Annotated in this window: 21 protein-coding genes; 2 read left to right on the plus strand and 19 right to left on the minus strand. The window is 41.6% G+C overall.

Annotation, left to right across the window (positions count from 1 at the left end):
- The first annotated feature begins 10 nt into the window (after positions 1-10).
- Positions 11-397 carry a 5-carboxymethyl-2-hydroxymuconate Delta-isomerase gene (locus tag ACYP5M_RS07210; protein ID WP_230176936.1) on the plus strand — a complete coding sequence of 129 codons (387 nt, stop codon included), beginning with the start codon at positions 11-13 and terminating at the stop codon, positions 395-397.
- A gap of 78 nt (positions 398-475) precedes the next feature.
- Here the strand turns inward: ACYP5M_RS07210 and hpaB are convergent, their stop codons facing one another.
- Positions 476-1,948 carry a 4-hydroxyphenylacetate 3-monooxygenase, oxygenase component gene (gene hpaB, locus ACYP5M_RS07215; RefSeq protein WP_434167311.1) on the minus strand — a complete coding sequence of 491 codons (1,473 nt, stop codon included), beginning with the start codon at positions 1,946-1,948 and terminating at the stop codon, positions 476-478.
- 162 nt (positions 1,949-2,110) lie between these two features.
- On the opposite strand from hpaB, the gene ACYP5M_RS07220 reads away from it, so the two are divergent.
- Positions 2,111-2,980 (plus strand): LysR family transcriptional regulator, encoded by an 870-nt coding sequence (locus tag ACYP5M_RS07220; RefSeq protein ID WP_101222387.1) that lies wholly within the window; start codon positions 2,111-2,113, stop codon positions 2,978-2,980.
- 167 nt (positions 2,981-3,147) lie between these two features.
- On the opposite strand, the gene ACYP5M_RS07225 is transcribed toward ACYP5M_RS07220, so the two are convergent.
- The 18 genes from ACYP5M_RS07225 to ACYP5M_RS07310 all read right to left on the minus strand — a co-directional run bounded on the left by ACYP5M_RS07225 (position 3,148) and on the right by ACYP5M_RS07310 (position 21,868).
- A complete protein-coding gene (locus tag ACYP5M_RS07225; RefSeq protein WP_434167312.1) occupies positions 3,148-4,713 on the minus strand; it encodes a solute symporter family protein in 1,566 nt (521 codons plus the stop codon).
- A 3-nt stretch (positions 4,714-4,716) separates the two neighbouring features.
- Positions 4,717-5,055 (minus strand): DUF485 domain-containing protein, encoded by a 339-nt coding sequence (locus ACYP5M_RS07230; RefSeq protein WP_101222389.1) that lies wholly within the window; start codon positions 5,053-5,055, stop codon positions 4,717-4,719.
- A gap of 451 nt (positions 5,056-5,506) precedes the next feature.
- Positions 5,507-6,490: a 3,4-dihydroxyphenylacetate 2,3-dioxygenase gene (gene hpaD / locus ACYP5M_RS07235; RefSeq protein WP_101222390.1), complete on the minus strand. Its 984-nt coding sequence runs from the start codon at positions 6,488-6,490 to the stop codon at positions 5,507-5,509.
- Between the two features lie 29 nt (positions 6,491-6,519).
- Positions 6,520-8,034, minus strand: coding sequence for a 5-carboxymethyl-2-hydroxymuconate semialdehyde dehydrogenase (gene hpaE, locus ACYP5M_RS07240; protein ID WP_434167313.1), 1,515 nt, complete (start codon positions 8,032-8,034; stop codon positions 6,520-6,522).
- A gap of 79 nt (positions 8,035-8,113) precedes the next feature.
- Positions 8,114-9,031, minus strand: a complete 918-nt coding sequence (hpaI, locus tag ACYP5M_RS07245; protein WP_101222392.1) for a 2,4-dihydroxyhept-2-ene-1,7-dioic acid aldolase — start codon at positions 9,029-9,031, stop codon at positions 8,114-8,116.
- Between the two features lie 108 nt (positions 9,032-9,139).
- A complete protein-coding gene (locus ACYP5M_RS07250; protein WP_230176940.1) occupies positions 9,140-9,817 on the minus strand; it encodes a GntR family transcriptional regulator in 678 nt (225 codons plus the stop codon).
- A gap of 225 nt (positions 9,818-10,042) precedes the next feature.
- Complete coding sequence (locus ACYP5M_RS07255) at positions 10,043-11,227, minus strand: pyridoxal phosphate-dependent aminotransferase (RefSeq protein ID WP_230176941.1); 1,185 nt, start codon at positions 11,225-11,227, stop codon at positions 10,043-10,045.
- Positions 11,228-11,246: 19 nt separating this feature from the next.
- Positions 11,247-11,723 (minus strand): cell wall elongation regulator TseB-like domain-containing protein, encoded by a 477-nt coding sequence (locus ACYP5M_RS07260; RefSeq protein WP_063233239.1) that lies wholly within the window; start codon positions 11,721-11,723, stop codon positions 11,247-11,249.
- 18 nt (positions 11,724-11,741) lie between these two features.
- On the minus strand, positions 11,742-11,912 hold the full coding sequence (locus tag ACYP5M_RS07265) for a YpmA family protein (protein WP_064505144.1): 171 nt from the start codon (positions 11,910-11,912) through the stop codon (positions 11,742-11,744).
- Between the two features lie 155 nt (positions 11,913-12,067).
- Complete coding sequence (dinG, locus tag ACYP5M_RS07270) at positions 12,068-14,848, minus strand: ATP-dependent DNA helicase DinG (RefSeq protein WP_434167315.1); 2,781 nt, start codon at positions 14,846-14,848, stop codon at positions 12,068-12,070.
- 161 nt (positions 14,849-15,009) lie between these two features.
- Positions 15,010-15,393, minus strand: a complete 384-nt coding sequence (gene panD / locus ACYP5M_RS07275; RefSeq protein ID WP_459734836.1) for an aspartate 1-decarboxylase — start codon at positions 15,391-15,393, stop codon at positions 15,010-15,012.
- A 25-nt stretch (positions 15,394-15,418) separates the two neighbouring features.
- Positions 15,419-16,267 (minus strand): pantoate--beta-alanine ligase, encoded by an 849-nt coding sequence (gene panC, locus ACYP5M_RS07280; protein ID WP_434167316.1) that lies wholly within the window; start codon positions 16,265-16,267, stop codon positions 15,419-15,421.
- The gene (gene panB, locus ACYP5M_RS07285) at positions 16,264-17,100 is read right to left on the minus strand and encodes a 3-methyl-2-oxobutanoate hydroxymethyltransferase (RefSeq protein WP_434167317.1); all 837 of its coding nucleotides are present in this window, start codon (positions 17,098-17,100) and stop codon (positions 16,264-16,266) included. The genes panC and panB overlap by 4 nt, the downstream gene beginning before the upstream one ends.
- Before the next feature lie 338 nt (positions 17,101-17,438).
- On the minus strand, positions 17,439-18,419 hold the full coding sequence (locus ACYP5M_RS07290; protein ID WP_101222399.1) for a biotin--[acetyl-CoA-carboxylase] ligase: 981 nt from the start codon (positions 18,417-18,419) through the stop codon (positions 17,439-17,441).
- Positions 18,404-19,588 (minus strand): CCA tRNA nucleotidyltransferase, encoded by a 1,185-nt coding sequence (locus ACYP5M_RS07295; RefSeq protein WP_459734837.1) that lies wholly within the window; start codon positions 19,586-19,588, stop codon positions 18,404-18,406. Before ACYP5M_RS07295 ends, ACYP5M_RS07290 begins: the two co-directional genes overlap by 16 nt.
- Before the next feature lie 13 nt (positions 19,589-19,601).
- On the minus strand, positions 19,602-20,741 hold the full coding sequence (bshA, locus tag ACYP5M_RS07300; protein WP_434167320.1) for an N-acetyl-alpha-D-glucosaminyl L-malate synthase BshA: 1,140 nt from the start codon (positions 20,739-20,741) through the stop codon (positions 19,602-19,604).
- A gap of 4 nt (positions 20,742-20,745) precedes the next feature.
- Positions 20,746-21,459 carry a bacillithiol biosynthesis deacetylase BshB1 gene (gene bshB1, locus ACYP5M_RS07305; protein ID WP_434167321.1) on the minus strand — a complete coding sequence of 238 codons (714 nt, stop codon included), beginning with the start codon at positions 21,457-21,459 and terminating at the stop codon, positions 20,746-20,748.
- Positions 21,443-21,868: a methylglyoxal synthase gene (locus tag ACYP5M_RS07310; protein ID WP_214750475.1), complete on the minus strand. Its 426-nt coding sequence runs from the start codon at positions 21,866-21,868 to the stop codon at positions 21,443-21,445. The genes bshB1 and ACYP5M_RS07310 overlap by 17 nt, the downstream gene beginning before the upstream one ends.
- Positions 21,869-21,886 lie beyond the last annotated feature (18 nt).

A 21,886-nucleotide genomic window follows, 5' to 3' on the forward strand; every position in this document is an offset into this window, starting at 1 on the left:
GACTAATCACATGCCTCATATAATTATTGAATATACGGATAATATCAAAGATGAAATCCAGATTGATGGCTTATTAAAGAAGGTGAATGATGTCCTGATATCTTACCCTTCCATCTTTCCAATTGGCGGCATTCGATCCCGGGCCATTGAATTGAAGCATTATCGTGTTGCCGATGGTACAGAGGATGATGCCTTTGTTCATGCCATCCTAAAAATTGGCGCTGGACGCCAGGACAGTGATAAAACCAAAGTATGTGACCATCTATTCGAAACGATGGAATCTCATTTGGCATCCCTCTTTTCAAAAAGATATCTTGCACTCTCCATGGAACTTACGGAATTCAGTAATTTTGGCACATATAAAAAGAATAATATCCATGATCGATATCATAAATGAACAAGATTTCATATTTAAAGGCCTCCCCCTTCATTGGGGAGGCCTTTAAATTATTATGTTTTGCCACTGCTGCCGCGCTCAGTTGATTTCTGCAAGGTTTTCAGTACGGTTCAAGAACTCCTTGACACGATCCACATATTCCTGTTTATCATAGCCGTTATATAAAGCGCTCGCCATACGGACCGGATCTCCAAAAAAGAATCTTTCGTACAGCGTTTGCCTGGATCCAAATGAACTCATGCATACATCCCATGCGAGACGATACAATTTGACCCTGTCATATGCTCCACCATTCGCTGCTTGAAGATATTTATCCAAATCCGGTCGAAGCTCCGAATTGAAATCGGCTTCATTTGGAATCGCCATTAAGCCGCTAGCTCCAAGAAGCTGCATTATTTCACTGAATCTAGGGTAAATTTTCGGATAATAATTACGGGCAATGTTTAATGGTGTAAAATCAGGTGTCATCATTCCCCATTTATCCAATTTCGCGTTTGCCTCCGAAGCTGTTATGAAAGCCTTTAGCGTTTCAAGCGCCATGATGACTTCCGATATTTTCTCCTGAACATGCTGGTATTGCCCGATATTGATGGTTTCCGCCATAAGTTGCAAAATCCCCAGAATGAACTCGGTTTTGGCGATATTCTTCGATACCACCTGATGGGTCATATGAACAACTGCATTGCTTTCATTATATGCCTGGTTGCAAATGCCGACATCCCCATATGCAAATACCCGATTCCAAGGAACGACTACATCATCAAAAACGATAATCGTATCCATCTCCTCAAATCGTGAACCAAGTGGATGGTCAAAATGTGATTTGCCATAGTCGAATGATTCACGACAGATGAATTTCAACCCCGGTGTATTATTTGGAATGGAGAATGCGAATGCATAAGGGTTTTCTTCTTCTGATTGTTTTAGCAATGTCGAAGGGAAAACCATGATTTCATCCGTTATTCCTCCTTGTGTAGCTAATAATCTGGCTCCCTTTATAATAAGCCCTTCTGAATTCTTGCCAGCAATTCTTGCAGCGATGTAAGGATCCGGAAGCTTTGCGGCACTAACTCCCCTATTAACCTGTGGTTGAATCAAGGTATGTGTCAACGACAAATCCTTTTCCCGGCAGAGCTCATAATAATCCTTCATATTTTTTGAAAATGCCGAATCCTGAGTGCCGAACATATCCGCTGCAGTACCGTACGCCATCATCCCACTGTTGATATAGTCAGGGGAACGTCCCATCATTCCATTATTATGCCTTGCCCATTCTTGAAACATCTTCCTCCTTTTTTCAAGGTCTCCCTTTGTCCGCGGCTGCATGAATGAGGTCCCTACTCTTTCGTTTGAAGTTGGTGAAATATAAGTCATGATGTCATTTTTCGCGGAATCATGCTGCAAATCATATAATTCAGCCTGTGTTTTCATGACCCCTTTAAAAGCTGGGTGCTGACTGATCTTATCTTTTACTTGCTCTCCATTGATCCATACATTCGCCTTTGCTTTGTCTACCCTATCGATATATTCTTTACCTGTTTTAGCCGGCATGCTTGCATCCCCCTTTAAAATCGATATAAATGAAGCGCTTACAATTAAAATTCCAAATATTGAATTAATTTATATAACAAAATATACCATGTGTTATGATATATATAAAATACTTTAAAAATTCAATATGTATATGTAAATCATATGTATGAGGTGTATAAAATGGACATCCGGCAGTTAAAATATTTTGTGACAATCGTTCAGGAAGAACAAGTAACCAAAGCTGCAAAAAAATTACATATGGCTCAACCGCCTCTTAGCCAGCAACTTAAATTGATGGAAATGGAAATTGGTGAAAAACTTTTCGATCGGAATGGAAAGAAACTTAAACTCACTGAGACTGGTCAGGTTTTATATAAAAAAGCTGAAGCTCTATTGAATCAGTTTGAAGAAACACTTCTGGAAGTGAAGGAAGTCAGTAAAGGGGTAAAGGGCACTCTTTCCATAGGGTCTGTAAAAACCTGCTTTTCTTACATTCCGCAAAGGATGAGAACCTTTAGAGTAAAATACCCTGATATACGATTCAAGTTAATGGAAGGTGATACGTTCCGTTTAACGGAAGGCTTAATAAACAGGGAAATCGAGTTGGCCATCGTGCGACTCCCAATTAATGGTAAGCAGTTTTCTTCGGTTAACCTTCCACCGGAAGATTTTGTACTTGTCACCCCACATGATTGGGATATCCCAGACTTCATCGAATTTAAACAAATCAAGGAATTTCCCCTCTTGTTGCTGCATAGGGTAAGCGGTCAAGGTACATATGAGCTTATAGTGGATGAGTGCTTCAGACATGGATTTGAACCTACGATTGTATGTGAATGTCCTGATGCTGCAATGATATTATCTTTAGTGAAGGAAGGAATAGGAGCTACCATCATGCCACGTACCACATCAAATTCGTTTTCAACCCAGGGTATAAATATAGTCGAATTGATAGATTGTGAAGTACAATCCGAAGCCGCCCTTATTTGGCTCGAAGAACGCTATCTTTCCAAAGGCGCCGTCAAATTTCTAGAAACTTTTTCCGAATGAATGGCCAGTTTTCCTTAAATCTTCATTTCATTTGCACCTTTTCTAATAATCTATGGTGTTGGTTGGAATTTCTATTCCATTGAAAAGAAAAAAAGCAACCTAGATGGCTGCTTTTAAAAATCGATTCACAAGTTCGATGAGCTGCACTTTATTTATATGCATACCATTCAATGTCGCAAAACACCCTTAACATCATGACCCGTATTGGACTTTACGAGGATTTCATTATAATTGTCTTTTGTAACCGTTTCCAAATCTGTCCTGCGGTTACTGAACAGGGAACCTAAATAGCATGCGAGGAACCCAAGAGGAATGGAAACGATTCCTGGTGAATTCAAAGGGAAAATCGGGTCACCTGTCATGATGGTGGCTCCGGGAACCGGGTTCCAGACATTTGGACTTAAGGCCACGAGCAAAAGTGTACCAAAAAGACCTGTCATCATACCGACCATTGCACCGGTTTTATTGAATTTTTTCCAATAGATGGTGAGAAGGATGACCGGCAAATTCGAACTGGCTGCCAATGTAAAAGCAATCGATGCCAGAAACGCTACATTGAATTCCTGCAGACCTAATGATAAAACGATTGCAAGTGCAGTCACACCAATGGACGCCCATCTAGCCATCGTCATTTGCTGTTTTTCCGTTGCTTTTCCATCTTTTAAAATTTCATTGTAAAAATCATGTGAAAATGCCGTAGCACCTGTTAAAACGATTCCCGCAACAACTGCCAGTATCGTTGCAAAGGAAACGGCCGCAATAAAGGCGAATAAGATGTCCCCGCCCACAAGTTGGGCCAATAATGGTGCAGCCATGTTACCCGCTGGATTAGCGGTCATGATATTCGATGTTCCAACCAACTTCGCAGCACCGAATCCGAGAAAAATGACCATGATATGAAAAGCACCCATAATCCACATCACCCAAACAACCGACTTCCTTGCCACTTGTGCATTCGGGACAGTCAGAAAACGTATTAAAATGTGCGGTAGACCTGCCGTTCCCAGAATTAGGCCCAGGGACAAGGAAGCTGCATCCCACCCACTGGCATATTTAATACCTGCCTTCAGGTAAGCTGCTCCCATGGGTGTCGCTGTTTTCATTTCCGTGAAAATTCCGATGAAACTAAAATTCAGCTTCCACATGACGATCATGAATAATATAAACACGCCGCCAATCAGCAGGATTGCTTTAATGATCTGCACCCAGCTCGTCGCCGTCATCCCCCCAAATAGTACAAATACCAACATGACAATACCTACGATAATGACAGAGGTATTATACGGGATGTCTAAAAGCAATTTAAATAAAGCACCTGCCGCAACAAGTTGACCCAGCATGTACATGACTGATATCACCAAGGTATTAAAAGCGGTCACTCCCCGGACCTGTTTATATTTAAACCTTGTAGTCACCATATCAGCCAATGTGTATTTCCCTAAGTTCCTTAAAGGTTCAGCCACCAGGAATAATACAACAAGGAATGAAACAAGTGCTCCGTACATCAGGAAAAATCCATCATACCCCGTTAAGGAAAATGCTCCAATCAACCCTAAAAATGTGGAAGCCGACATAAAATCCCCGGCCAATGCAAGTCCATTTTGCCTAGCTGTCAAACCGCCCCCAGCCGTATAAAAAGAGCCTGCCGTTTTAGTTTTTTTGGAAGCGAAATACGTAATGAAAAGGGTGCCTATCGACATTAGTGCAAAAAGAATAATAACTGTCCAATTCATGATTCAAAGCCCTTCTTTCTCGATGATTTCTTTTATTTGTTCATCGATTCTTTCGGATTTCCTTACATATACGCTGCAAACCCATACAGACATAACCGTGATGGAGACACCGTACACCCACGCCCATGTTATGTCTCCAATGAAAGGGTGATCCAGGATATCAGTGTAAAAAACTAAGAAGGGCAAAAGCAGGGAATATCCCATAAAGAATATCGTAAAAGGGATGACGAATTTCTTTTTATCGGAAAGCATATTCTGAAACTCTTTGGAAGCAACAATCCTTTCATAATCCACTAGATTAGTTTGTTCCGATTCTTGAAGGTTTTTTTCCAACCGAACCATCTCTTCACACCTCTTCTGATATTTATTTTTCAAAGGACGGTACTATAAATAGTATTGAGCCTTTCCATTGCCAAATCTTTTCCAAAAACCCAAACAACTTATCTGCACAAGAAGGGCTAAGCCCATCCCTAAGCTTTCCGAACGCATTTTGTCTAACCGGTGACACATACAGATAGGGCAGCAGTTAGTTCCCACTGCTGCCCTGGCCCAGACTATATCTTATAGAAGGCTTGCACTTTCGCAATAGACTTCGCTTGCATATCCTTCATCCGTTTTGGTTTATTTATACTTTCACGTTTCAAATCTTCCAGTTTTCCATCAAACTTTCACCAATTCCCTAAACGGTGACAATACAGGTATATATAAACAAGCACCCTATCAAAATGACAATGTGCGGTCAATGTATGTTTTTGCCGAAACACTCGATCATTCATCCTGAATCCCGCTTTTTTCAGATGATGAATTCAGGCTTGCTTTTTGCCAGAATCGGTTCTTTAAGAGGAACTTCTTCACCTGATATTATATCAAGGACAGCAGAAGCCTCATCAAACCATGAATCCGGGGCTTTTGCTCCCCAAAATGTCTGGCGTCTTGGATCATTCAAATCCCAATGAATCGGTTCGATATCCGGGTCAGATGTTAAGTAATCCCCATTGTATAATTCGATTCTGTGACCGTCCGGGTCTCTTAAATATAGGAAGAATGCATTGGATAGGCCATGCCTTCCTGGTCCGCGTTCGATGGACTGTGCATATCCAAGTGATGCCAGTACATCACAGGCATGGATAATTGCAAGGGGGTCAGGCAGAAAGAAGCCTACATGATGAAGTCTTGGACCGATTCCGTTCATGAATGCCTGGTCATGGACGGTTTGCTTTCTATGTAGCCACGTAGCCCATAATTGGCCCGACTCATCCACTGTATCTTCCGAGCAGGCAAAACCTAATTCTTTCACATAAAAATCATAGGCTTTTTGGACATTTGTTACATTACAATTCACATGATCGATCCTTTGGACCCTTGACCCCCTATGCATATCGAATCTTTGCAGCAATCTCTCTGCTTTATCCATTTTGCTGAAAAACTCGATTGGCAATCCGGAAATATCCTGAACTCGGAGCGACTTGCCTAGTGCATGCTGTGTTCCTTCCTTCATCCACTTCATTTTCATTCCCTTGGACAGGAAAAAAGATTCCAATTCTTCAAGGTCTTCCTCTTTTTCAACCTTGTATCCTATCGCTTCAACGCTTGGCTTTTCTGCCTTTTGCAAGATAAGCGAGTGATGATGCGCTTCCTCTAAACCACGTAAATATATGTGATCATTCGTTCTTTCCGTTTCAATAAAACCTAAAGCATCCACATAAAAGGCTCTTGATTTATCTAAATCCGTTACATTAAGTATCGTTCTCGCAACACGAATAATAGAAAAATTCATTGTATTCTCCCCTTCTTTATGACACCCGATTATTTTTCAGCAGAAGAAACGGCATTTCGTTTTATGTCCCCAAATTTCGGAATGTGATGTTCTCCAATTGCTACGTGGATAACTTGTGTTTCCGTATAGAATTCAAAGCTATAATGGCCACCTTCACGTCCTACCCCACTATATTTCGATCCTCCAAACGGTATCCGCAAATCCCTTACGTTTTGGGAATTCACCCATACCATCCCACTATCGACAGCTTGAGCAAACCTATGTCCCCGTTTCATATCATTTGTCCATACATATGCAGCAAGCCCATACTTTACATCATTAGCCATTCTCAGTACTTCCTCTTCGGTCTTGAAAGGAATGACTGCCATGACTGGTCCAAAAATCTCTTCTTGTGCTACCGTCATATCATTTGTACAGTTCAAGAGAAGCGTCGGGGCAATATAATTCCCTTCGTTGAACGCACTTGGTATCGCACCGCTTACAATTTCAGCCCCTTCATCTTTTGCTATATCCAGATAACGGGAGACATTATTAAAGTGGTCACGATGGATCAGCGGTCCGATTTCCGTTTCTGGATCCATTGGGTTTCCAATTTTGATATTATGAACACGTTCCTTCAATTCTGCAACGAACTGGTCTATTATCGATTCATGGACAAATAATCTGGAATTGGCTGTGCATCGCTCCCCATTGAATGAATAGATTCCCCAAACCACCGAATCCAGGGCCTTTTCCAGATCGGCATCTTCAAAAATGACGGCTGGTGATTTACCTCCGAGTTCCATGGAAAAACGTTTCATCGTATCCGCACCATTTTTAATGATTTCAGCGCCAGTTGTCGTTTCTCCGGTAAAGGATATCAATTGGACCTCTGGATGGGCAACCAAGGACGCCCCAGCTGTCTCCCCAAAACCGTGAACGATATTGAATACGCCCTTTGGCAGACCGGATTGGTCAATGATTTGTGCTAATTTATTGGCAGTCAATGGAGACCACTCCGCCGGTTTAAGGACACATGTATTACCTGTAGCCAGAGCCGGGGCGATCTTCCAGGTTTCTAACATGAAAGGCGCATTCCAAGGAGTGATTAATCCTGCCACTCCTATCGATTTATGAATCGTATAATTGATGAAAGTGTCATCCACTTGATACGACTCCCCTATCAGCCTGCTTTTCACCATTTCAGAATAAAAACGAAAATTCTCCGCTCCCCTTGCCGCCTGTTTTTTTGTCTGGCTAATCGGCAACCCTGTATCAAGGGATTCCAAAAAGGAAATTTCTTCGGCATTCTCTTCAATTAAATCAGCAATCCTATTAATGTACTTCAATCTTTCTTCCACTTTCATCGTTCTCCATGGACCGTTATCGAATGCAGCTCTTGCGGCGGCTACCGCTTGATCAATATCCTCTTTAAATCCTTCTGCCACATTATTGATTGCTTGATTATTAAAAGGGCCTAGATTTTCAAATGTTTTTCCTGAGATTCCATCAACAAATTGACCATTGATGTAATGCTTGACATCTTGCACCGGAAAAGTTTGCATGAATAAATCCTCCTTTAAAAATTAATTCAGGAAGATGACAATAATCGTTTGGATTTGTGCAATCTTCCCAATCTTGCAATTATGACTGGATTTTTTGGTCAATCAAACCGTATGATTGAAGGGTTTCACGCAGTTCTTTTTCCAACGGTTCCGAAGGCGGTCCCATCGGCGGCCGTAATGCAGGATTGATTTTCCCCATCATCCCCATCGCAGCTTTTAATGGTCCTGGATTGGTTTCTTTAAACAAAACATCATTCAATGGCATTAATTTGTAATGGAGGTCAAGTGCCTTTTCCACATCACCCTCCACCCAATGGTTATAAATTTCAGCCACTTCTTTAGGAGTGATATTAGCTGTAGCACTAATATGTCCTGCTCCTCCAATAGCCAGCATCGGATAGCATAATAATTCGATGCCAGAATATAAGAGAAAATCCCTTCCGCAATTCAATAAGACACGGTTCACATGTTCAAAATCTTTATTAGATTCCTTTACGCCAATTATATTTTCACAATCTTCAGCAAGGCGTGCCAATGTCTTAACTTCCAAATTCGTTGCCGTTCTTCCGGGAATGTTATAAACGATAAGCGGGATATCAACGGAATCGGCCACCGTCTTAAAGTGATTGTAAAGTGCCTGCTGATTCGGCTTATTGTAATAAGGAACGATGACTAAAGCAGCATCAGCCCCCATTTCCTGTGCCCTTTTAGTCAAATGCAATGTTTCTTTCTGATTGGCAGATCCAGTACCTGGTGCAACCGGAACACGTGCTTTTGCTGCTTTGATTGCCGTTTCCATCACTAATTCCCGTTCCTCAATCGTTAGAGAACTCGGCTCGCCGGTTGTCCCGCATACCGAGATTCCATGGGAACCGCTTTCAATATGCCAGTTTACAAGATTTTCAATGGCCTTTACATCCACTTCCATCTTGTCATCAAATGGAGTGATAATTGGAGCTATGGATCCTCTTAAACGACTTTTGATTTCCTCGTACATTTTTTCTACCGCCCTTTCATTATTTGAATATTCGGAATAATTAAATGAAAAAATCGGCCTTGCTTTTATGAATAATCGATCGACTATTATAAAACAAGGCCTGGGTCATCAAAGTGCCTGATCGTGATTAGTTTCCGACCTCTGCTTGAATGTATTGATGGCATTCAGTTTATGCTTTCTAACCAGAGATTCAATTTCTTCAAAAGATGCTTTTTCCTTTAAAAGCTTTATGATGCTTTCATGTTCGCGAATCGATTGGACTGCGCGTTGCGGTACCATGGTGAACATGGACTTTCTGACTCTATTCATTCTTTGTTGAGCCTGTTTAATTTCCTCCTTCAAAAAGGAATTTCCGCACTTTTCATAAATTTCCTCATGGAAACATTCGTTTAACTTACCAAACAGCTCTAATTCAAAGTTATGGAGGGCTTTTTCCATTTCCTTGTTTAAATTAATCAGATTTTCAAAATCATCATCTTTCATCGTTAAAGAACTAAGGGCAGCTGCATATCCTTCAAGCAAAGATAGAACTGAAAGAGTTTCAATGTATTCGCTCTCATTAATACTTGTAACCACTGCTCCACTATAAGGCTTATATTGAATAAGGCCGTCGGATTCCAGTTGTCTGATCGCTTCCCTGACAGGAATCGGACTTAGACTAAGTTCTTTTGCCGTTTGATCGATAATGATCCGCTGTCCAGAACCATATGTTCCATCCAAAATTAATTTACGAAGGTGCTCATAAGCTATTTGCTTTTTGCTGGGTATTTTGTTTTTCTCTTCCATATTTTCATCATATATGAAATCATATATGATTGCAATCGATTTTTATTAAAAATCATATATGATTTTTTTCTTTATGTACTGTTTCTCTGCAGGACTTAATGGGACAAAAACTCCATTGATAAAAAGGGAGATCAGTAATCGACCTTTCCTGTGCCATAGATATAATTCAACTAAAATAACCTGCAGACACTGATGTAGCCAGTTAGTCTGCAGGTTATTAAAAAATTATGCCATTTTTGATTTAACGAATGAATGTATTCTTTCAACTGCTGCTTCCAGCAGCTCCAGTGAAGTTGCATAAGAGAGTCTGATGTTATCAGGTGCACCGAACCCTGAACCTGGAATAACAGCCACTTGAGCTTCTTCCAGCAACGCAGTCGTAAAATCTTCGACATTGCTGTACCCTGTTAATTCAACTGCACGTTTAACGTTCGGGAATAAATAAAATGCCCCTTGTGGTTTAATGCAGCTTACTCCTGGAATTTCAACCAATTTATCATATATCTTATTCAAACGGCCTTCAAATGCCTGACGCATTTCCTCAACTGGCTCCTGCGTACCTTCATAAGCCGCAATAGCACCATATTGAGCAGTTGTGGTAGGATTTGATGTGCTATGGCTGGCAAGGTTCGCCATTGCTTTAATGATGGACTCATCACCGGCTGCATAACCTATTCTCCAGCCAGTCATCGAATGCGATTTAGAAACACCATTGATGATGATCGTTTGCTTTTTCAATTCAGGTGAAATCTCTGCAATGGATGTATGTTTAGCATTTCCATATACCAATTTTTCGTAAATTTCGTCGGAAACGATCAAGATATCATGAGCCAGGCAAACTTCCCCGATAGCCGCCAATTCTTCCCTGGAGTAAAGCATGCCCGTTGGATTGCTTGGCGAGTTGATGATAACCGCTTTCGTTTTTTCGGTAATTGCTTGTTCTAATTGTTCTTTAGTGATTTTATATTGATTTTCTTCCGTACCGACTACATAAACCGGCTTTCCGTCAGCAAGCTTGATTTGCTCAGGATAGCTCACCCAATATGGTATCGGAACAATGACTTCATCTTCTTCGTCCAGGATAGCTTGAAACAATGTGTAAAGCGAGTGCTTTGCACCTGAGCCAACTACAATTTCAGATGGTTTGTAATCCAAGCCTTGATCACGCTTCAATTTAGCCGCAATTGCTTCTTTTAGCTTCGGCAGACCAGCGGATGGCGTGTATTTAGTTTGACCTTCATTCATGGATAGAAGTGCTGCATCTATGATATGTTGGGGTGTATTATAGTCTGGTTCACCAGCACCCAAACCAATTATATCCAGACCTTGGGCCTTAAGCTCCTTTGCTTTTGCCGTAATGGCCAATGTTGTTGATGGCGTTAATGACTGAACCCGGTTCGCTAATTTCATATTAAATTAATCCTCCATTCTAAATGCTTCGATAATACTTTAGCCATTCCCCAGTTTTAAAATCATAATAGTCATAGTTAAAACGCTCGGATTCATCAAGATACGTTACTTCCCAAAGCGGAACGTTTTTTTCCATGCCTAGCTTAACCGAAATGATTTTTTGGGGATTAAGCTTTTCTTTGACAATGTTTAAAATCTCTTTTTTTGATTTACCATCTTTATAGTTTTCCACTACTATTTCTTTCTTCTTGTCCTCAGGAAGCCAGACTATTTTTTTAGTCCCTTTTTCTCCCTTACCAATGATGACGGAGTATGAATCCTGCCCATTATAAAGGTAGAATTCTTCCATGGTCACAAGGCCGCCCTCTTCCTTCGCCTTTTTAAAAGCCTCATTACCAGCCTCTTTTTTAGGCTGCAACGCTTTAATATATGCCCCGCTGACAAATCCGATAAAACAAAGGACCAGGATGGAAGCAATAATCAACCATTTTTTCAAAGCTGCTTTTCCCTCTTTCTATGTACGATAAATTGTAAATATCGCTTTTTCTTGATCTTCGGAATCCAATGCCAGACCGAACATTAAATCATCTTTTTTCAATGTTCGGTTCAAGGAATCCACAATTTTATACAGATCAGGAGAATGTTGCAACCTGACTGTTGAAATTACTTCGATTTTACTTTCCATGAGACGCCCCTCCATTTTAATAAATTGTCAACAACCACTGGTATGAATAGGATTTGAAGGCTTTACCACCTATCACATTATACCAGTTCAAAGGTTATTTTTCTTTATAAATTCATAAAAATCCATTTTAGATTAATGAAATATCTAAAGATTCTTTAAATCCACTTCTCTATCATTTCAGCCATTTCTGTTATTGAGGCTTGGTGCCAGTTCACTTCGGGAATGGCCTTTTGAAATTCAGGTCCGTATTTGGCAGTGATTATGCGGCGATCAAGTATAACCAAAACCCCTTTATCTTCTGGCGTCCGTATAAGCCTGCCGAATCCTTGCCGGAACCTTAACAGGGCCTCAGGTAAAGAATAAGCAGAGAAAGGATTACGCCCTTGCTTCTCGAGAAGTTGACATTTTGCTGCTGTCACTGGTTCATCCGGTGGCGAAAATGGCAGCCTGACAATGATTAAACAAGATAAATCCTCGCCTGGGATATCGACGCCTTCCCATAGGCTGGTTGTCCCAAACAGGACTGCTTTCTCGAAGTTTTGGAAATTCCTGAGCAGCCTCATCCGGCTTCCGCCAGAAATCCCTTGTGCAAACAGGGTGAACTCATCCAGGACCCCACTGTCTTTGATGGAATTATAGGTCGCCCGCAGCATTTCATGCGAGGTGAATAATACCATCATCCTCCCTTTCGCTGCTTGAGCGGCAGCAATAATATGGTTTGCCGCGGTTTCGGAGAATTCCTCCACCGATAAGCAATTGATATCTGGTAGATCATTTGGAACCAGTACCTTTACGAGTTCCTTATAAGGAAAGGGAGAAGGAAAACTTGCTGTCTGCATCGGTTCATTCTCTAAACCGAGTTGTTCTTTAAAATACTTAAAAGAATCTTTCACAACGAGGGTTGCCGATGTCATGACCACACTTTTTTGGCGTCCGAAATAGGAATCCCATAACCGTTTGCTTCCTGCAATCGGCTGAACCGTCAAAGTCACCCCATGCTGGGGTGCTGCATTCGTATAATCAAGCCAATAAATATTTTCTTCATGCGGCTTGATGAAGAATTCATGCAAGGAGTCCCTGGTATCCTGTAAATGTCCAAGCAGCACCTCGATATCATTCAAATGAAATAATGAATTTTTTCCTAATGGGGACTCATTATTCAATAAAAGGGCCAATCTTTTCTCTAACTCCGTGATGATGTATCCTAATAAATCCACCAATCGCTCAGCGACCAGAATCGCTTTACCCCATCTTCCATCATCTATTTTGAATGAAAGCCGTTTCGGACTCATGGAACGTGAAAGTTTTTCCGCCTGATTGGAAATGTAATAAAAAAGCTGTTCGAATTCATAAGAAAAATCACTAAGCTTTTGATCTAATTCGTGCGTGGACTTCCCCTCGGCAAGTCCATTATTTAAGAGCATCCTGCCCAATTTATATAATAATTGCTTTTGATCTGATGTCCCTAGTCTGTTTAAAACCGTCTTCACCGAAATGTAATTTAGCCTGCTCCCAAGCTGTTTAGATGCTGCCTGTTCCAAATGGTGTGCTTCATCGAGTATCAAATACCCTTTTTTTGGAATCAAGGCATCTTCTGTAAGCAGATCCGTCATTAAAAATGAATGGTTAGTAATGATGATATCCGCCTTGGCGGCTGTTCTTTTTGCCCGTTCAAAAAAATCCAATTCAAGCCAGGGCTGTTTTAATCCGGCGTATGTAAGACCATCACTTTGCAGCCGATTCCAAAATAGCTGACCGCCGCTTGTAAGATTCAATTCATCTTTATCTCCTGTTAAGGTTTCAGTAAGCCAAACCAATATCTGCATTTTCGTTAATGCCGTTTCATAATTATCTTCCTTCTCACGCAATGCCCTTTCAAACTTTGCCAAGCTCAAATAATTACTTCTCCCCTTTAGCAAAACAGCTTGAAAGGTAAAGGGAAGTATTTTTTTAAGCTTGGGAACCTCATTTTGAAGAAGTTGATCCTGTAGCTGAAGCGTGTATGTTGAAACGACGACAGGTTTATGATGTTTTTTTGCAAAATAGACGGCCGGAAGCAGATAGCCTATGGATTTCCCAATACCTGTCCCAGCTTCAATGATTGCATCCTGGCTGGATTCGAAGGAATGGTTAATCATGTTCATCATAGCAAGTTGTCCGCTTCTTGCTTCAAAGGCAGGGTATGCACTTTGAAGCATGGCTATTTTTTTCTCATCATCAAGAGGAAATTCCGCCCCCGTGTCTTTTTGATCACCTTCGTCTTCGGCCTTTTTAAATGCAAGGCCCCTATAAGTAATAAGATCAGGTGAATGGACTTCTGCTTTAGCAAGTTTGCTTGCAATGCAAGCGTCTATCAATTCGGAAATCTCACTTTGTAAGGAATATGATAATCGATATAACTGTTTAAGTGTCATCACTGGAAGATTCATCAGCTTTTTTTTCAATTCCAATAATAATAAAGCGGTCGCATATGCATCACTATCCGCTTGATGGGGCCTGGAATGGTCTAGATTTTCTTCTTTAGCCAGCTGGTGCAGCTTATATCCATCGGATGTTGGTTTTAATATTTTCGCTAACTCCACTGTATCAAGGGTTGAACCATAAAACGGCTCAAACCCGCATCGTACTAGTTCTTCCTGTAGAAAAGATAAATCAAATAATACATTATGGGCAACAAAACAAGCCCCTTCTATAAGCCGGGCAATATTTCCTGCAACATCTTCAAAGTCAGGTGCATTTTTTACCGTCTCGTTGCTTATTCCGGTCAACTCTTCAATAAACAAGGAAATTTCCTGTCCAGGGTGGATATATGTGGAGTATTCATCCACAATTTGGTCATTTTCGATGACCACGCCAGCAAATTGAATAATCCTATCCCCTTTTTTCGGAGAATTCCCTGTTGTTTCCAAATCGACCACTACATATCGTTGCATCATGAATTGTACACCTCAAACTTCACTTTCTCCACTTCCTGATGGAATTCTCTTATCTTTTTTATACCATAATAATCGTAATAAAGGAAACAAGCGGTTCACCAACGGACGAAAAGGGCCGGCACCTGTATGCATGATCCATGCATATTGTGCCGGCCCTCCGCTTACATGACTGTAGCTGCAGGTTCGTTTGAAATCAGATCAATGATTTTGTTATTTTCATCCATGATCGCAACTTTTGGTTTATAATCCCCCAGTTTATCCTCTGAAACCATCACATAAGAAATGATTATCACGATATCATCCGGCTGCACCAGTCTTGCTGCCGCTCCGTTCAAACACACGACACCGCTGCCCCGTTCTCCCGCAATCACATACGTTTCAAGTCGTGCACCATTATTATTATTCACGATGGCGACTTTTTCATTAGGCAGAATACCCACCGCATCAATTATATCCTCATCAATCGTAATGCTGCCTACATAGTTCAAATTAGCCTCAGTAACCCTTGCACGGTGGATTTTTCCATTCATCATCGTTCGAAACATCTCAATACCCCCTGATTTTCATGAATTATTCTACATTTAAAGTGATATTATCAATTAGTCTTGCATGCTTGAACTTGACAGCCATTGCAATGATGATGTTTCCAGCCAGCGATTCAAGCGGTTTAAGTTCCGGGTATTGATAGACTTCAATATAGTCGATCACTCCACTTGTGTGGGCACCAATATGTTCACTTACTAGAGCCGTGACGGTTGCTGCATTTCTTTCACCTGATTCAACCGCCTCTTTGGCCTTCAATAAACTTTGGTACAGCTCTTTAGCCTCCAAGCGCTCCTGAACTGATAGGTTCACATTTCGCGAGCTCTTCGCTAACCCATCTTCTTCACGTACAGTATCCACTGCAATAAGCTGGATAGGGAAATTGAAGTCTTTGATCAGTCCATCTATCACGGCGACTTGCTGGGCATCCTTCTTACCAAAGTAAGCTCTATCAGGAAGGATGATATTGAAGAATTTCGTTAAGACTGTCGCAACACCATCAAAGTGTCCGGGCCTTTGTCTGCCGCATAAAACATCCGTCCTGCTTTGGACAACAACTTTTACAGATGGTTCTTCACCGTACATTTCGTGGACAGTTGGATAGAAGAGATAATCAACTCCGCCATTGGCTGCGACTTTTTCATCACGTTCCAAATCCCGCGGATATGTTTCAAAATCCTCATTGGGTCCAAATTGCGTCGGATTGACAAAAATACTTAATACCACAATGTCATTTTCTTTGCGCGCCTTTTCCAAAAGGGTTGCATGCCCCTCATGTAAAAACCCCATTGTCGCTACATAGCCAATGCTTTTGTTATTGTTTTTTCCCTCTCTAAGTGCCAATTGCAAAGCAGCTGCTGATGTAAATGTTTTCATCTTTTCCCTCCGTAAAGTTCGGAAAGCTGCTCTTCCTTCATCGTGAATGTATGTTTCTCCGACGGAAAAACTTTAGATTTCACTTCATTCACGAAGCTTGTAAGCGCTTGGCCAATCAGTTCATTTGCATCTCCATAAACTTTTACGAATTTCGCCAGCCGGTCTACCCCGTACTTGATGACATCATGGTAAACGAGGACTTGACCATCCGTTTCAGCTCCTGCCCCAATTCCAATGGTTGGAATGTCAAGGTTCCGTGTGACGAGTTCCCCCACTTGATATGGAACACATTCTAAGACTACTGCCATCGCCCCCGCAGCTTCACACTTTCTCGCATCTTCCAAGAGCTGTGCTGCACTTTCGGCATCTTTTCCTTGTACTTTATATCCGCCCAGAACGCCGACTGATTGAGGAGTCAAGCCAAGATGGGCTACAACCGGGATGCCCGCCTTGGTCAATGCTGATATTTTTTCAACAACATCATCCGCTCCCTCAAGCTTTACGGCATCTGCATGACCTTCCTGCATGATCCTGGCTGCATTCTTGAGTGTTTCATCCATAGATAGGTGATAGCTCATAAATGGCATATCCGTTACGACAAATGTATTCGGTGCCCCGCGTTTTACTGCCTTTGTATGATGGATCATGTCATTCACCGTAACTGGAATCGTTGAATCATATCCCAATACGACCATTCCTAAAGAATCTCCGACTAAAATCATGTCTACACCTGATTGTTCGGCTAACTTTGCTGACGGGTAATCATAAGCCGTCAGCATGACAATCTTCTCTTGATTTTGTTTCATTTTCAAAAAATCTCCGGACAATTTCATTACGTTTCCTCCTTTTGATGGAGGAGATGAAAACATCAGCGAAAACTGGTGTCTATACATTCATCCGCAAAAAAAGGACTGACTAAAAAAGTATCTGTTTCGCTACGAAAAATGGCTGAAAAAGCCCAAATTCGATCAATAAACAGACTCATCTTTTAGTCAATCCCTTTGTTTCATCAGAAGTTTCATCCCTCCGTCCCCGTCCAGTTCTCTGGATCAAGGCAGATTTTCAAATAATTTGGTATTTATGGGGGTGCAGTTCACATGATACTGCCCACTTGCATTATATCAAGCCAAATTGAAAATTTCTATTTAATTTTCACGAATTTGACAAAAATCTACTGAATTTCAATATCTGCAGAATATATCGAATGTACGGTTCCTTTGCCGTCTTCAAGAAGTAAAACGCCTGAATCCGTTATGCCCAACGCTTTTCCGACAATCGTGTCATTAACGGTGCTCGCTTTGATTACCTGTCCAAGACTGATCGCATAACTCTCCCATAAATCCTTTATTGGCATGAAGCCCTGATCTAAATAGAGTTCGTACAAATTTTCCAGACGAAACAATGCTCGTTGAATGACCTTGGACCTTGAAACCGTCACTCCACTTTCTATGAGAAGGGAAGACGCCTTTTCCTGCAGATCTTCAGGAAAATCCTCCAATTGCTGATTGATATTCATTCCAATTCCGATAATGACAGAATGGATCCTATCTGATTCCGCCTGCATCTCCGTAAGGATGCCCACCACTTTCTTGCGATTCACCAAAATATCATTCGGCCACTTTATTTGCGGCTTCAAATCAGTGGTATCCTCTATAGCCTGAGCAACAGCGACCGCGGCCAATAATGTAAGCTGTGGAGCCTCATGAATCGGGATTTTCGGCCTCAAGATGAGACTCATCCATATGCCGCTGAATTTTGGGGAATGCCAAGATCTCATTAGCCTTCCTTTTCCGGATATCTGCTCCTCGGCAACGACGAGGGTCCCCTCCTGAACGCCTTCATTAGCGAGTTGATGCGCAATTTTTTGCGTGGATTCCACAGTTTCCTGATAGTGGATCATCTTGCCGATCGTTTTTGTTTCCAAGCCAAGCTGTATTTCGCTCTCGGACACTTTTTCCGGCGCTGATATGATCCGGTAGCCTTTTTTCCTTACGGCTTCAACATTATACCCTTCACTGCGCAGGTCTTCTATATGCTTCCAGACAGCTGTGCGCGAACAGCCAATGTATTCAGCAATTTCCTGACCGGATATAAATGCACCATCCGCTTTTGAGAGGGCTTCCATCAGCTTTGTTCTTAACTCAGATTGCATTTCACCAGCCACCTCTTTATTTCTTCTTTATCATTTCTTAATTCTTCATTCAAGACAGCTTTCAATACTTTTTCCAAGTATTCCTTGACCCATGGACCTGGCTTTTCTTGTTGCCAATTCAATAAATCCATTCCCGTAACGGCAAGATCCGACATTTGTTTAATAATAAGTCCATTATAGCTTTGATGTGCATTCTCCTCCGCATCCGATACATTCCCGCCAGTCATCGCCGCCCTGACTTTTGCAGCTTGTACAGTTACGTCATGCCCTGCCTGAAATACATCGATGGCTGATGGATCTTCTTTCTTCACTAGCTGTATCGTACGTTGAACGTTTCTTATGCTTTTCAATGGCAGCTTCCATTCCCTCAAAGCCTCTTCCATTTCCTGATCTTTTGTGTGAACCATGATTATAGACCATATTTCTGCCGCTTTCAGTTGATGAAGCGGCAGGTTCAGTAATTCCATTAAATGTTCCTTTTTACTGGAGAATAGAGGCAGGTATTGATACAAACCGCTTTCCAGCAAGAGTGAAAAAGCCCTTAACTTATTCGAGCCTGCCAATAGTTTCTCAAATTCAACCAGGATTCTTTCGACAGCAATTTCACTGATGATCTGGGCGTTTTCTTTAAGGGAATCAAAGGTTTCTTGATCCAGTTCAAAATCAAGTTGACTGATGAATCTTAATGCACGCATCATTCTCAATGCATCCTCATGAAACCTTTCATGCGGGTTGCCAACCGTGATGATCCTTTTTTCAGCCAAATCTCGCTTACCATTAAATGGATCGATGATCTTACCGGTCTTATCCATTGCCATTGCATTCATCGTAAAATCTCTTCTTTGCAAATCCTCAGTCAAAGAACGGACAAATTGTACAGCATCGGGTCTGCGAAAATCCGAATACCCGCTTTCCGTTCTAAACGTCGTAATTTCGTATGTACCCGTATCCGTTATGACGAGCACTGTTCCGTGGTCAATCCCGATATCAGCCGTATTAGGAAAAATCCTTTTGATTTCCTGGGGTGTTGCGGAAGTGGCGATGTCCACATCGTTAATGGGTCTGCCAAGGATATAATCCCTTACAGAGCCGCCAACGAAATAAGCCTCGTATCCTGCTTCTTCAATCAATTCCAGAATGGGTACTGATTTTAAGAATAATCGATCCATCAGCATCCCCTCCCTATTCGATGGATTTACCTTCAAGTGCTTGAATGTAGATGGCTTCATACTCAGCCATAATCGTATCACTATGAAATTCAGTATTGGCCCTTTCCAGCGCAGCTTCAGAAAAGCGTTTATGTAAAACCGGGTCGCTTAAAAGTCCAATCGCTTTTTCAGCAACCATTTTGACATCTCCCAATTCACAAATATAACCAGTCTCCCCGTCAACGATGACTTCAGGAATTCCCCCGATATTTGTCCCTATACAAGGAACTCCACATGCCATCGCCTCGAGTAGCACAAGTCCGAAACTCTCTTTTTCCGATAACAGGAATATCAAATCACTGATTGAATATAATTCGGCAAGGTTATCCTGCTTACCAAGAAACAAGACCGAATCATCGATTCCAAGATCATTAGCCAATTTCAAAACGGTTGTCACTTCCGGTCCGTCCCCTACGAGCAGAAGCTTTGCAGGCATTTTCTTTTGAGTTAGATAAAAAGCTTGGATGACGTCTTTCACTCGTTTGACCGAACGGAAATTCGAAACATGTATGATCACTTTTTCATCTGCACTGATTCCGTATTCATCCTTAAGGTAATCGGAATTGGATTTATGGTAATCTCTTTCATCAATAAAATTATAAACGGTTTTGATTTCCTTATCCGGTGCGATTAATTCGTGCGTCTGCTGAACAAGGGAATTAGATACTCCTGTAACGACATCCGATTGCTCTATCCCGAATTTTATCAAATTGGTCAATGAGGGATCATGGCCTAATACGGTTATGTCCGTACCATGCAGTGTGGTTACGATCTTTACTTCATTACCTGACATCTGCTTTGCAAGGATTGCACAAACAGCATGGGGAATTGCATAATGAACGTGGAGAATATCTAATTTCTCCCGCTTTACGACATCCGCTATCTTGCTCGCAAGCGCGAGGTCATATGGTGGATATTGAAAGACAGAATACGAGTTCACTTCAACTTGGTGATAAAAAATATTACAGTACATCTTATTCAAGCGAAAAGGGAGGCTTGAAGAAATGAAATGTATCTCATGTCCTTTTTCTGCAAGCATCTTGCCTAATTCAGTTGCTACGACACCAGAACCCCCAACTGTAGGGTAACAGGTAATTCCAATTTTTAATTTCATAAGATTATTTTTCTCCTAACAAGTCGGCATCGATCAGTAACGGTTTTTTAGTCATGAATCCCTCCGCATAGGCGACACCCACTTCTTTACCGAACATCCGCTCCCGTGCCTCGACAGTCTCGATATAGCCATTAACCAGCGGTGTTTCTACAGATACTTGACTTTCTTCGAATTGGCTGCGATATGCCCTAAGGCTATCCAGCTTTTTCGATATTGTGGAACTGATGTCCACGACGAAGTCCGGTTTGTGAAACCCATTGATCATATAATAGTACATATTTTGGACACGATGAGAATCCACGCCTGCTTCTTCCATATACTTCCTTACTCCTGCCGAAAAAACTGCTTCCTCCACTAATTTGGCACAGTTACCATGATCGGGATGGCGATCTTCCAAAAATGGTGCAAATACAAGTGCAGGCTTATATTGGCGAATGACCGTAATGATTTGATTTATGTATTCCGCTTTCATGTATAGGCCCCGGTCGGGTAAATCAAGGGAAATCCTCTTCACCCCAAGGATTTCAGCAGCCTTATGTGCTTCCTCCTGACGCAATGGAACGGTTCCATTGGAAGACATTTCAGCTTTTGTCAAATCACAAATGACAATTTCCCTGCCTTGTTGCGCATATTTGGCGATCGTGCCACCCATACCGATTTCAACATCATCCGCATGTGCGCCAAAAGCCAGAATATCTATGTTACTTTTGTTTATCATTTATCTCACCTTGTTTTTTCCGTAGTTTTAGCCAGTCCATATACCCATGCTTCAAACCTTGTATCAGCACTTCTGCCGTGCCCATATTTGTCGCCAGAGGAATTTCATAAACATCTGATAGGCGTATAAGCGCCGATACATCAGGTTCATGTGGCTGTGATGTCAATGGATCGCGGAAAAATAGGACCATGTCCATTTCTCCACGCGCGATCATCGCACCTATTTCCTGATCCCCTCCAAGAGGTCCTGAATGAAAACGATGGACAGGCAGCGATACTTCTTCCATGATTCTTTTCCCGGTCGTTCCTGTAGCAAATAATTCATGCTGCTCAAATACATCTTTATAGGCTGTTACAAATTGAATGATATCTTCTTTTTTCATATCATGGGCAATTAAGGCAATTTTCATCGTAAACCCTCCTGATCC

The organism is Peribacillus sp. N1 (genome assembly GCF_054600815.1).

Bases quoted from the DNA above. Each gene is read 5' to 3' on its own strand.
- ACYP5M_RS07255 (WP_230176941.1), bottom strand. From the start codon at position 11,227: ATGAAATTAGCGAACCGGGTTCAGTCATTAACGCCATCAACAACATTG.
- ACYP5M_RS07295 (WP_459734837.1), bottom strand. From the start codon at position 19,588: ATGGATCGATTATTCTTAAAATCAGTACCCATTCTGGAATTGATTGAA.
- ACYP5M_RS07250 (WP_230176940.1), bottom strand. From the start codon at position 9,817: ATGGAAGAGAAAAACAAAATACCCAGCAAAAAGCAAATAGCTTATGAG.
- bshA (WP_434167320.1), bottom strand. From the start codon at position 20,741: ATGAAATTAAAAATTGGAATTACCTGTTACCCTACAGTTGGGGGTTCT.
- ACYP5M_RS07225 (WP_434167312.1), bottom strand. From the start codon at position 4,713: ATGAATTGGACAGTTATTATTCTTTTTGCACTAATGTCGATAGGCACC.
- ACYP5M_RS07310 (WP_214750475.1), bottom strand. From the start codon at position 21,868: ATGAAAATTGCCTTAATTGCCCATGATATGAAAAAAGAAGATATCATT.
- panC (WP_434167316.1), bottom strand. From the start codon at position 16,267: ATGAAAACATTTACATCAGCAGCTGCTTTGCAATTGGCACTTAGAGAG.
- dinG (WP_434167315.1), bottom strand. From the start codon at position 14,848: ATGATGCAACGATATGTAGTGGTCGATTTGGAAACAACAGGGAATTCT.
- ACYP5M_RS07220 (WP_101222387.1), top strand. From the start codon at position 2,111: ATGGACATCCGGCAGTTAAAATATTTTGTGACAATCGTTCAGGAAGAA.
- hpaD (WP_101222390.1), bottom strand. From the start codon at position 6,490: ATGAATTTTTCTATTATTCGTGTTGCGAGAACGATACTTAATGTAACG.
- hpaB (WP_434167311.1), bottom strand. From the start codon at position 1,948: ATGCCGGCTAAAACAGGTAAAGAATATATCGATAGGGTAGACAAAGCA.
- hpaE (WP_434167313.1), bottom strand. From the start codon at position 8,034: ATGCAAACTTTTCCGGTGCAAGATGTCAAGCATTACATCAATGGTCAA.
- panD (WP_459734836.1), bottom strand. From the start codon at position 15,393: ATGTTTCGAACGATGATGAATGGAAAAATCCACCGTGCAAGGGTTACT.
- ACYP5M_RS07210 (WP_230176936.1), top strand. From the start codon at position 11: ATGCCTCATATAATTATTGAATATACGGATAATATCAAAGATGAAATC.
- bshB1 (WP_434167321.1), bottom strand. From the start codon at position 21,459: ATGATAAACAAAAGTAACATAGATATTCTGGCTTTTGGCGCACATGCG.
- ACYP5M_RS07290 (WP_101222399.1), bottom strand. From the start codon at position 18,419: ATGCAATCTGAGTTAAGAACAAAGCTGATGGAAGCCCTCTCAAAAGCG.
- ACYP5M_RS07230 (WP_101222389.1), bottom strand. From the start codon at position 5,055: ATGGTTCGGTTGGAAAAAAACCTTCAAGAATCGGAACAAACTAATCTA.
- hpaI (WP_101222392.1), bottom strand. From the start codon at position 9,031: ATGTACGAGGAAATCAAAAGTCGTTTAAGAGGATCCATAGCTCCAATT.
- ACYP5M_RS07265 (WP_064505144.1), bottom strand. From the start codon at position 11,912: ATGGAAAGTAAAATCGAAGTAATTTCAACAGTCAGGTTGCAACATTCT.
- panB (WP_434167317.1), bottom strand. From the start codon at position 17,100: ATGAAATTGTCCGGAGATTTTTTGAAAATGAAACAAAATCAAGAGAAG.